Here is a 10,000-nt window from a genome sequence, read left to right as displayed (position 1 = left end):
TATTCAAACCGAACAAAGCTACAAAAGGGGTTTTATGGGGCTGGCGTACGAGATTGTGATTAATTCCAATCCTTGTATTGCCTATCTGATGGAAGAAAACACCATGACTATGCAGGCGCTGGTGATGGCGCATGCCTGTTATGGTCATAATTCTTTCTTTAAAAACAACTATCTGTTTCGCAGCTGGACTGATGCTTCTTCCATCATCGATTACCTGATGTTTGCCAAACAGTATTTAAGCCATTGTGAAGAAAAATATGGCATCAGCGAAGTCGAAGATATGCTGGATTCTTGCCACGCCTTGATGAATTACGGTGTCGACAGATACAAAAGACCTCAAAAAATTTCGATGGATGAAGAGCAAAAACGTCAGAAAGACCGTGAAGCTTATTTACAGTCTCAGGTCAATCAACTGTGGAAAACTATCCCGAATAAACACAATTTGTCCGCAGAGCACGAATACCGATTTCCGTCTGAACCTCAGGAAAATATTCTGTATTTCATTGAGAAAAATGCCCCCTTACTTAAACCCTGGCAACGTGAGGTCGTACGTATAGTTCGGAAAATTTCGCAGTATTTTTACCCGCAGAAGCAAACTCAGGTCATGAACGAAGGTTGGGCAACCTTCTGGCATTACACTATATTGCAGCATTTGTATCAGGAGAATTTGGTCACCGACAAGTTTATTCTTGAAGTGCTGCACAATCACACCAATGTGGTATTTCAGCCTGAGTACCACAGCAAGTATTACTCAGGCATTAACCCATACGCTTTGGGCTTTGCCATGTTTACCGACTTGCGCCGTATATGTGAACACCCCACAGCGGAAGACAAAGAGTGGTTTCCGGATATTGCTGGTTCAAATTGGCTGGACACTCTGCATTTTGCCATGCAGAACTTTAAAGATGAGAGCTTTATCAGCCAGTACTTATCTCCCAAAGTGATTCGGGATTTTCACCTATTTGCCATCACAGACGATGACAAAGAAAGTACACTTGAAGTGGCTGCTATTCATAACGCTGAAGGCTATCAACAAATCCGACAGACCTTGTCGGCTCAATACAATTTAAGCAATATAGAGCCTAATATTCAGGTTTATAGCGCTGATATTTCAGGGGATCGCAGTCTGACCTTAAGATTTATTCCAAATCAACGTATTCCGCTGGCAGACAACTTCCAGCAGGTGTTGAAGCATGTACACAGGCTCTGGGGTTTTAACGTGCAGTTGGAGCAGCAAAATGACGATGGCAGTATAAAACTATTGGGAAGCTGCCCGGTGTGATAGCGGGCAGGTGCTTAAATCCGGCTAGGGTAGAAAGTGTTCAGGCAAAACCAATTCAAACCATGTGAAAGCCTGAAACTGCCATCTGCTTTGCGCACTATTCTGATCCGTCACCTTTGGTGATGCGGTTTCTGCCATTAGCTTTGGATTGATACAGAGCTTTGTCGGCGGCTTCTATCCAGTCCCTATACTCAGCCATATCCTCCCTGTATTCCGCCACGCCTATGCTGACAGTGACCCGTAATATTTGCTGATTATATTCAACAACCATAGCTTCAACATTTTTGCGCAAACGCTCGGCAAAAAACATCGCTTGTTCTACTGTGGTATCGAGCAGCAAGACCGCAAATTCTTCACCGCCGTAACGACCAGCCACATCAGTACTGCGAAGATTCTTTTTCACAGCCGCAGCAACTTGCTGGATCACCGCGTCACCTGCAGAGTGGCCGAAGGTATCATTGACTCTTTTAAAGTGATCAATGTCACACATCAATAAAGTGCTGTGGTGTCCACTACGTTGTATCCGTTTATACTCGTTAATCAGCGCTTCTTCCCAGAAGCCTCTGTTATTTAAACCTGTTAGGAAGTCGGTTTTTGACAAGGTGCGCAAGTGCCCATTCATCGACTCGAGCTCTATCCTGCTGACGGCAACGTCAGTCACATCATAAATAATCAGGCAAAGGTGGGTCACTTTGCCCATGGTATCGGTCAGGGGGAATATAGTGCTGTTTTGATACATATATTCTGCAGATCCGGTAATAGGACGGTAATTCCGGAATTTAAAAATATAGGGTCTTTGCTCCCAGATGGTAAAAGCCCGGTTTTTTAATAATATTACCGGGTCGCATTTGCGCCTTAACCAGTCTTCATCAATTTCTGAGAATAAATCAAACAGGTATCTGTCACGTACCTGGCGGGGGGTCAGGCCGCTATGGTTTTCCATAAAACCATTCCACACCTGAATACGATAGTCAGCTGATAACACCACCAGACCAACGTCAACCGTCTGGAACATGTCCATCAACCAGTGGATTTCGGATACATCTACGTTGTTTTGTGACATTTAATCTTCCAGCAGGAATTCAACTTTATAATTCAGGGTTTTAATGCTGTCTTCAGTAAACAGCAACAACAAGTCGCAACTGATATTGTAGTTTTCAATACCATAACTGATTTCTATTGCCAAAGTACGACGCCAGCGTCTGGCATTGGCTTTAATCAGTTCACTGACAGGGGCGTGCTGACCCAAAACCACAGGGTGCCCCTGGCTGAAGGTCATGTCTATTTGTTCGGCCAATCCCTTAAGCACAGCTCCAATCAGGATATTGGCGATATCCATCAACAGTTCCAGCTCCACCTTAGTGGTTAACTCACCGTCATATTGCATCAATCTGGCAATGTCTTTAAAACTGGAATCATTGAGGATCAACAAAGCCTCGCCTGCCACACCACCACCAATAAAGCCCTGACAAATAGCGGAAGTGTTTTCTTTCTGCTCGACTGAGGCTATCGCCATATGCAGTTCACTGACTTCGATGACGTTGACGTTAGGGATAGGCAGTTTAACAAATACATTAAGCAGACGAGCTAACAGGTCACCCGCCTGGCCCATCGCCACATTACTCAGCTCCTGAAATACATCACGTAAATCGTTCGATAGCACAAATGAGCTATGGCTTTTCACGACAGCTTTGGGATGACTTTTGGCTTCTTCCTGCTGTTGAATCGTCTTTTGCTCAACCAAACCCAGCACATGATTGAGTTTTTGTTGATCGACAGGCTTTTTAATAAAATCTAAAGCACCATAAGATAAGACTCGCTCTCGGGCTTCAGGTTGAATGTCGCCTGAAACCACTATGGTTTTGACAGGCAACTGTTGTTGCTGGATAGCAGCAAGCACCTGATAACCATCCAGTATCGGCATATTCAAATCTAGAAAAAGTAAATCGATAGACTGACGTTGCAGAATGTCTAAAGCTTCCCCACCATGGCCTGCAAATTGAATGTTTTGCTGCCACTCAGCGGGTAAAGCTCTTGCCATTTGTTTACGTGCAAGATTGGAATCGTCACATATCAAAACTGCTGCTACCATTTACGGCTCACTTCACGTATTGTTATTTTCCAGTGTAGTCAGAAAGATGGCTCTTCGCTAACCCTGTGTAGTATCTGACAAAAAATATACAACACCTACTATTTTTTTCACTTTCAGCCGTATTACCAATCTGGGAGACATTTGAATGTCATCAAATCTGATAAAAACCATTTTTTTTAGTTTACTCTTGAGTCCTACAAGTTGGGCTGTTGACTTAAATGCGCAGTTACCAAGCCGATTATCTGAAGTAAAAGCTGGGAATAAGGCCGTGGAATTGCAAGGTCATCAGGTACAGTTGCAGCAACAGGCTCCCGATTTTCAGGTGGTAGATGAAAAGTTTAAGACCATAAAGTTAAGCGACTTCAAAGGTAAAACTGTACTGATCAGCGTAGTACCCAGTGTCGATACTGGCATATGTTCTTTGCAAACCAAAAGATTTAATCAGGAAGTCAGTAAAGTGTCGAAGGATGTGGTGATGATGACCATATCAACAGATTTACCTTTTGCACAAAAACGCTATTGCGCTCAGGAAAAAGTTGACCAGCTGTTGGTGCTGTCTGATGCCGTCTGGCGTGATTTTGGTAGCAATTACGGTTTACTGATTAAAGACATGGGCATATTAGCGCGTGCGGTATTAATCATTGATGCCAAAGGTAATTTAGCTTATCAACAACTAGTGCCAGCTCTGGCGCAGGAACCTGATTACGCGCACAGCATGGCTGCACTTGCACAAATCAGCGGCAAAAAATCTTAAAGCTCAGTCTTGAAAACTCTCTAAGCGCACATATTAAGTGAGCAGGTGGCCATCCGGCACCTGCTTCTTTCGTGGTAATTGACGCTGCAGCTTTCGGGCTCTGCAACTGCAATGACTTCGGAAATGATATGAAAAATTGCTCGTTCAATTGAAGAGCAGAAAAGATTAATTGCCTTAGAGGATTTGATTATGAACACTTTAGATTTCACCCCATTTTACCGCTCATTTATTGGTTTTGATCATTTAGCCAACCTGATGGATGCTGCTGCACGCAATGAAAAGCAACCAGCCTATCCGCCTTACAATATTGAAGTAACAGGCGAAGATCAGTACCGTATCACCATGGCTATAGCAGGTTTTGACGAGAACGAACTGTCTATTGAAACCGAACATAATACCTTGTTGGTTCGGGGGCAAAAAGCAGATAAAACCGAAGGCCGCCGCTTTTTGCATCAAGGTATAGCAGAGCGTAATTTCGAACGTAAATTCCAGCTGTCCGATTATATTAAAGTGACTGGCGCTCAGATGAGTCATGGCCTGTTGCATATCGAGCTGGTACGCGAAGTACCTGAAGCATTAAAGCCGCGCAAAATAGCCATTAATCAACCATCTGCGGTTAAAGTTGAACCTCAACTGTTAAATCAGCCTTTAGCCCAGGTAAGTAATGCCTAACCCAGCTCGGCTCTGCACTGCTAAGCCAGGTGACGCTGAATAAACTCTAGCAGGACAGCGTTTACCAGGTCAGTATGAGTAACGGGCCCCATGTGGCCCGTTTTTAATTTACGAAACTCCGCCTGAGGCAATGCCTCAGCCAACATTAAGGCTAAACGCTTCGCTGATAACTGGCTATGATCACCACTAAGCAGCAACACTGGGCATTGAATCGACCTGGCATAATCAACAAGGGTTGCAGCTTCGCCACTCAAAGCTTCAAAGTCAGCAGACACTTTGCCAACTTGCCTTGCCAGCTTTTGTCGCATCACTTCCGGTAATGTATTGAAGTAACCGTCCCCCTGCCAATAATCAATAAAAAGCGCCGCTGCATCCTCAGGTTGCAACTTCTTCAGTTGCAGGCTCAACTGCTGCACCTGTTGATACAAATCTGGTGCGTCTGTTTTTAATAAGTGAAAAGCTACAGGCTCAAACACCAGCACTGCTTTAAAAAGTTCAGGCTTGGTTCTGGCCAAATGCAAAGCTAAAGCTCCGCCAAAAGAATGCCCCACCAAAATGACTGAACCGGTACTTTTTCCCTACAGCAAAGGCCACAGCAGCTTCGCTTCATCAGCAAGTTGCATAGGTGTAGGGTAGCGCCCGGTATGAGTGCCATATCCCATCAAGTCTGGATTAAGTACCTGAAACTGAGTTTTTAGCGCCTGCTTTAATACCTGCCACTGACGTCCGCTGGAAAGCGAGCTATGCAGCATCAGTACTGTCTCTTGCATATTTACTTAACCAGTAACAACGCAGCTCCCACAATAAGAGCCGTAAAAGTCGAAATCATACCTAAGAAACGAGGCATAGAGGTACCGCTACTTCGCCATAAGCCGAAGGCATGTAATACACGGCCTGTCAAAGTTAAACCAGCCACCAGATGCAGTTGCCAGACAGGGCTTTGTTGTAACTCTAACAAAGCCACTAAGATCAAAAGAAATGGCACATACTCAGCGAAGTTGCCATGCATGCGCACCGTTTGTAGCAACTGTGGTTCTTTCCCTGTTCCCAGACCAACCCGGTGTTTAAACCTCTGACGGATCACTAAAGCTGCCAGTACGACGTAGAACAACGCCAGAATAGCGGCGTAAAAAGACGTAATCACTAAACTCATATCGACTTACCCCGGGATTATTACGAAAGAATCTGTTTCAAAACGGCGCACCCAACACTGGGAATAACGCATCCCTCAATTCCTTTGGTTTCGCATTGGATCTAATAAAAAGCCCACTCAAGGTGGGCTTCGCTGAAATGAATGCTGGTTAACCTAACAAGGCTTCAAGTTGTGCGCTGACTTGTTCAACCGGCAAGGTACCAACCATATGGTGGTATTGCGTGCGTCCTTGTTCAGCCTCTTGACGATAATAGCCGACCAACAACTCAGTTTGTTCATGATAAATAGCCAAACGCTTGCGTACTGTTTCTTCTTTGTCGTCTTCACGGATCACTAAATCTTCGCCGGTCAAGTCATCCTTGCCGTCAACTTTTGGTGGATTATAGCTGACATGATAAACACGACCTGAGGCTGGATGCACTCGACGACCGCTCATACGTTCAACAATCACATCATCCGGTACATCAAATTCAATAACATGGTCAACCATAACGCCGTTAGCTTTCATCGCATCAGCTTGTGGGATAGTGCGAGGGAAGCCATCTAATAAAAAGCCTTTGGCACAATCCTCTTTACTGATGCGTTCTTTCACCAAACCAATAATTAAATCGTCTGATACCAACTGACCAGCATCCATCACTTGCTTAGCGGCTAAACCTAAAGCACTGCCCTCTTTGATAGCGGCACGCAGCATGTCACCAGTCGAAATTTGTGGGATCCCATACTTGTTCATCAGAAACTGCGCCTGAGTTCCTTTACCAGCACCCGGGGCACCCAACAAAATAATACGCATACAAAGATCCTCAATTAACCTGGGAATGATCCATTTGTTATAAGGGGTGAATCTTTACATAATGTGCTTCATCAGACAAGGAATTTGTCTGCTTGTCTTACCTGATCGGCCGCAGTCAAGCCTACTTTGGTAGGATAACTTACTACAATAGCCAATTAAGCCCTCTCCAGAGCGGAAAGCAGGCGTACAAGCAAAAAAGTTGAATAAAGACAGTTAGCTATTCGACTAAAGTGGTGCATATTTACTGCGTTTCAAAGCAGATGTTCAGGCGTAGCCTAAGATATTAAATTGTAACGCTGCCGAAATAGCGAACAAAAGGTTTCATAGCTAACCAATTGATTATAAACATGTAATTAGTATAAAAATCTTATTCTGTTGTCTTAAGTTGATAGAGATCAATAAAACAGAGAATTTTATGCGAAAAAGCCCCGGAAGCACACAAAACTCCCGAAGCTATTCTTCATCAGGCTTTAAACTGCAAACTTCTCAGCCACTGCTGTTCGCCTTGTAACAAGGTTTCTGCTTTATCACTAACCATCACCAGAACAGCTTTGTGAGTTGCAACACTGCGTCCCTGATACTTTTCATCATGAAATTCCGCCTCAAAATCCAGCGAGTTTTCTTTTGGCACCAGAAACACTGTCATCTGGCCTTTTCCGGTATCTACCACCAGATGCAAAGAGCGTGTCCCCCGGAAGTTACAATAATTAGCAAAGACTACAGCGTGCTCAGTGGAGTTTAGCTGTGCATCAAAATCGGCAAGTTTGACATTCACATCCGACAAGGACAGGGGCTTGTTCAGATGCTGCACATAGTCCTCTTCGTGATAGACATGCGCCAGTGAGTTTTCACCCAGACTTTGTGATCCATAAAGAAAAAAAGACCAGTTCAACGCAAAACCTGCTAAAAACGCCACGCAGGCAGCTAAGGCAATCAAGTTCTGATAAAAACGCTTTTGCTGTTGTTGCTTCTGTTTATGCTGTTGTAGTAACAATCTGGTCTCCAGAGCTTTTGGCACTGGTGGACTTAATAACGCTTTGATCTGACGATCTAGTTCCAAAATATCCTGATGAAATTGCTGACTATCCGGATCCTGTTGTAATTGGGCTAATTGTTCAGCGTTTAGCTGATAAGGGTCAGTCAGCAAACGGCGACGAACTTCTAACTCATCCATTTTTTTGCTCCCTGACATTGCCATGGCTCAACAAGTCCCGTAATTGCTTACGGGCGCGAAATAAACGGGTGTTTACAGTATTGAGGTTTAAACCCAGCAACAGCGCTATTTCATCCCCACTAAAACCACCGATAATCTGCAGTATCAGAGGCTCACTATATTCTGGCTCCAGACTTTCAACCTGTTTAAGTAACTGTTGTTGCGAATAGAGTTGTTCAGCGCTGATCTGCTGCTCGTCCAGCAGTAAATCTTGCTCAACCTCCTGATACTGAAACTGTTTGCGTTCAAAACGCCTGGCGTTCTCATTGCGTAAAATAGTAAATAACCAGGCTTTAGCTGAAGCCTCATTCTGCAGCAAATCTATACTTTTCCAGGCACGCAAATAAGTGTCTTGCACCAGGTCTTCGGCTATGTCGGCGCTACGGCAGATCCAGCAACTGTAGCGGTATAAATCCGCATGATATAAACGGACCAGTTGCATGTAGCTATGCTGACGTTGCTCTTTCTCAGGGGTCTGCTTTTTTGCAGCCGTTTTATCAGTTGACCACCACTTCACAAGAGTTGTCCTTTCAGATAAGAGCCCATTGTCCGGTTTTGTATCCGGTTGAAGCTGCTCACTATAGGACATAGGACGAAGAAAACTCAAGCTACCTGCTCCTCTGAAGAGATCATTTTAACGGCCCTGCGATGCAGCCAATAATCCAGACTGCACCAGCGCCCGGCTCCATAGCTCACAAGCAAAAGCAACATAACAAAATAAGTGGCAGCAAACTCAATACCGTTGTTCAACACTACAAGTTTTCCACTGGAGATGATCCACTCATAGTCAGGTTGTTGTTGTAAAACTTCATTCGCTTTGACCAGTTTATCTGGTGCAGTCATCACCGCTTTGTTATAGAAAATGGTACCGTCTGCCAACCAGCTCGAAGCATCCGCTATAGCTAACCAGCCATTTTGAGCATGCACCGTCAACATGGCCACCAACATGGTAATACTTAAGCCGAATGCGCTCAGTCGGGTAAATAATCCCAGCAACAAGGCGAGTCCCCCACCTAACTCAAGTAAAATAACCAAAGACAGCAATACAGCGGGTGCAGGTAGGCCTAAACCCCAATCCGGATTGGCAAACCAACTTAAAGTACTGTCGAAGTCCTGTAACTTAGTCCAACCTGCCTGCATCATTACAGGAGTCAGGTATAGCCGCAGTAACAGCAGCGGAATAAAATCCAGTTGTTGTACCTTGGCCACTAGCCATTGATAAAAGAAAAAACTTTGCTGTATCACAATCAGACTCCGCTTGATGCCATTGTGACAAGAGACAGGGCGCGCGTAAAAAATCTTTCATACCTGCATAAAAAAAGAGTCAGGTTCAGTACCTGACTCTTTAATCCAGACTCAATTCAGGAAGAGATTAAGCTTTTTTTGATAAATCCAGCAGCAGTGCATTTAAGCGGCTGACAAAAGTAGCAGGATTTTTCAGGCTGCCACGTTCAGCTAACAAGGCCTGATCCAACAGAACTTCAGCCCATTGTTTAAACTGGGTTTCATCCTGCACATCAGCAATATGTTTCACCAAAGCATGATCCGGGTTGAGTTCAAAAATAGGTTTCACATCCGGCACTTTCTGGCCAACGGATTCCATTAATTTAATCATCTGTGTGCTCATATCGAACTCGTCAGTGACTACACAAGCCGGGCTGTCAGTTAAACGATGACTGGTTTTTACCGCTTTCACCTGATCACCTAAAGCAGTTTTAAAGCGCTCTGTCACTGCAGCAAATTGCTTTTCCGTTTCTTCCTGAGCTTTTTTGGTTTCTTCGTCATCCAGCTTGCTGATATCCAGATTACCTTTGGCAATTGAACGCAGCTTTTTGCCTTCAAACTCAGTCAGGTGCTGCATTAACCACTCGTCAACACGGTCGGATAACAGCAGTACCTCAATGCCTTTTTTACGCAATACTTCTAAATGTGGGCTGTGTTTGGCAGCTTCGTAGCTGTCGGCAACAATAAAATAAATCTCGTCCTGACCTTCTTTCATCCGGCTGACATAAGCTTCTAAGCTCACTGTCTGATCCGCATT

Annotated in this window: 12 protein-coding genes and 1 pseudogene; 3 read left to right on the top strand and 10 right to left on the bottom strand. The window is 44.4% G+C overall.

Features of this window, described 5'->3' with window-relative positions; translation table 11 throughout:
• A partial coding sequence (locus tag LDL40_RS01030; RefSeq protein ID WP_300992822.1) for a SpoVR family protein occupies positions 1 to 1,282 on the top strand: 1,282 nt, incomplete at its 5' end.
• A gap of 97 nt (positions 1,283 to 1,379) precedes the next feature.
• On the opposite strand, the gene LDL40_RS01025 is transcribed toward LDL40_RS01030, so the two are convergent.
• Both LDL40_RS01025 and LDL40_RS01020 read right to left on the bottom strand, forming a co-directional pair.
• Complete coding sequence (locus LDL40_RS01025) at positions 1,380 to 2,345, bottom strand: diguanylate cyclase (protein WP_300992820.1); 966 nt, start codon at positions 2,343 to 2,345, stop codon at positions 1,380 to 1,382.
• Positions 2,346 to 3,374: a response regulator gene (locus LDL40_RS01020; RefSeq protein ID WP_300992818.1), complete on the bottom strand. Its 1,029-nt coding sequence runs from the start codon at positions 3,372 to 3,374 to the stop codon at positions 2,346 to 2,348.
• Between the two features lie 145 nt (positions 3,375 to 3,519).
• On the opposite strand from LDL40_RS01020, the gene tpx reads away from it, so the two are divergent.
• A complete protein-coding gene (tpx, locus tag LDL40_RS01015) occupies positions 3,520 to 4,128 on the top strand; it encodes a thiol peroxidase (RefSeq protein WP_300992816.1) in 609 nt (202 codons plus the stop codon).
• A 189-nt stretch (positions 4,129 to 4,317) separates the two neighbouring features.
• Positions 4,318 to 4,800 carry an Hsp20 family protein gene (locus tag LDL40_RS01010; RefSeq protein WP_300992814.1) on the top strand — a complete coding sequence of 161 codons (483 nt, stop codon included), beginning with the start codon at positions 4,318 to 4,320 and terminating at the stop codon, positions 4,798 to 4,800.
• Positions 4,801 to 4,820: 20 nt separating this feature from the next.
• On the opposite strand, the gene LDL40_RS01005 is transcribed toward LDL40_RS01010, so the two are convergent.
• From LDL40_RS01005 to LDL40_RS00970, 8 genes and pseudogenes are all read right to left on the bottom strand, one after another.
• On the bottom strand, positions 4,821 to 5,354 hold the full coding sequence (locus LDL40_RS01005; RefSeq protein WP_300992812.1) for an alpha/beta hydrolase: 534 nt from the start codon (positions 5,352 to 5,354) through the stop codon (positions 4,821 to 4,823).
• 24 nt (positions 5,355 to 5,378) lie between these two features.
• Positions 5,379 to 5,570, bottom strand: a complete 192-nt coding sequence (locus LDL40_RS01000; RefSeq protein WP_300992810.1) for an alpha/beta fold hydrolase — start codon at positions 5,568 to 5,570, stop codon at positions 5,379 to 5,381.
• 2 nt (positions 5,571 to 5,572) lie between these two features.
• The gene (locus LDL40_RS00995) at positions 5,573 to 5,953 is read right to left on the bottom strand and encodes an MAPEG family protein (RefSeq protein ID WP_300992808.1); all 381 of its coding nucleotides are present in this window, start codon (positions 5,951 to 5,953) and stop codon (positions 5,573 to 5,575) included.
• A 148-nt stretch (positions 5,954 to 6,101) separates the two neighbouring features.
• Positions 6,102 to 6,746, bottom strand: a complete 645-nt coding sequence (gene adk / locus LDL40_RS00990) for an adenylate kinase (RefSeq protein ID WP_300992806.1) — start codon at positions 6,744 to 6,746, stop codon at positions 6,102 to 6,104.
• Between the two features lie 463 nt (positions 6,747 to 7,209).
• Positions 7,210 to 7,920 (bottom strand): DUF3379 family protein, encoded by a 711-nt coding sequence (locus LDL40_RS00985; protein ID WP_300992804.1) that lies wholly within the window; start codon positions 7,918 to 7,920, stop codon positions 7,210 to 7,212.
• Positions 7,913 to 8,476: a sigma-70 family RNA polymerase sigma factor gene (locus tag LDL40_RS00980; protein ID WP_300992802.1), complete on the bottom strand. Its 564-nt coding sequence runs from the start codon at positions 8,474 to 8,476 to the stop codon at positions 7,913 to 7,915. Before LDL40_RS00980 ends, LDL40_RS00985 begins: the two co-directional genes overlap by 8 nt.
• Before the next feature lie 86 nt (positions 8,477 to 8,562).
• Positions 8,563 to 9,204, bottom strand: a complete 642-nt coding sequence (locus LDL40_RS00975; protein WP_300992800.1) for a DoxX family protein — start codon at positions 9,202 to 9,204, stop codon at positions 8,563 to 8,565.
• 127 nt (positions 9,205 to 9,331) lie between these two features.
• Positions 9,332 to 10,000 (bottom strand): annotated as a pseudogene (locus LDL40_RS00970) (molecular chaperone HtpG); the annotation flags it as partial.

The sequence above is a fragment of the Rheinheimera sp. genome (assembly GCF_020217005.1).
GTDB lineage: Bacteria > Pseudomonadota > Gammaproteobacteria > Enterobacterales > Alteromonadaceae > Pararheinheimera.
Note: the sequence above shows the minus strand (reverse complement) of the source record. Positions and strands in the feature narration are given on the sequence as shown.

What these genes read in the sequence shown, in the direction of transcription:
- tpx (WP_300992816.1), top strand. Translation starts at nt 3,520, where the DNA reads ATGTCATCAAATCTGATAAAAACCATTTTTTTTAGTTTACTCTTGAGT.
- LDL40_RS01020 (WP_300992818.1), bottom strand. Translation starts at nt 3,374, where the DNA reads ATGGTAGCAGCAGTTTTGATATGTGACGATTCCAATCTTGCACGTAAA.
- LDL40_RS01010 (WP_300992814.1), top strand. Translation starts at nt 4,318, where the DNA reads ATGAACACTTTAGATTTCACCCCATTTTACCGCTCATTTATTGGTTTT.
- LDL40_RS00985 (WP_300992804.1), bottom strand. Translation starts at nt 7,920, where the DNA reads ATGGATGAGTTAGAAGTTCGTCGCCGTTTGCTGACTGACCCTTATCAG.
- adk (WP_300992806.1), bottom strand. Translation starts at nt 6,746, where the DNA reads ATGCGTATTATTTTGTTGGGTGCCCCGGGTGCTGGTAAAGGAACTCAG.
- LDL40_RS01025 (WP_300992820.1), bottom strand. Translation starts at nt 2,345, where the DNA reads ATGTCACAAAACAACGTAGATGTATCCGAAATCCACTGGTTGATGGAC.
- LDL40_RS01000 (WP_300992810.1), bottom strand. Translation starts at nt 5,570, where the DNA reads ATGCAAGAGACAGTACTGATGCTGCATAGCTCGCTTTCCAGCGGACGT.
- LDL40_RS00995 (WP_300992808.1), bottom strand. Translation starts at nt 5,953, where the DNA reads ATGAGTTTAGTGATTACGTCTTTTTACGCCGCTATTCTGGCGTTGTTC.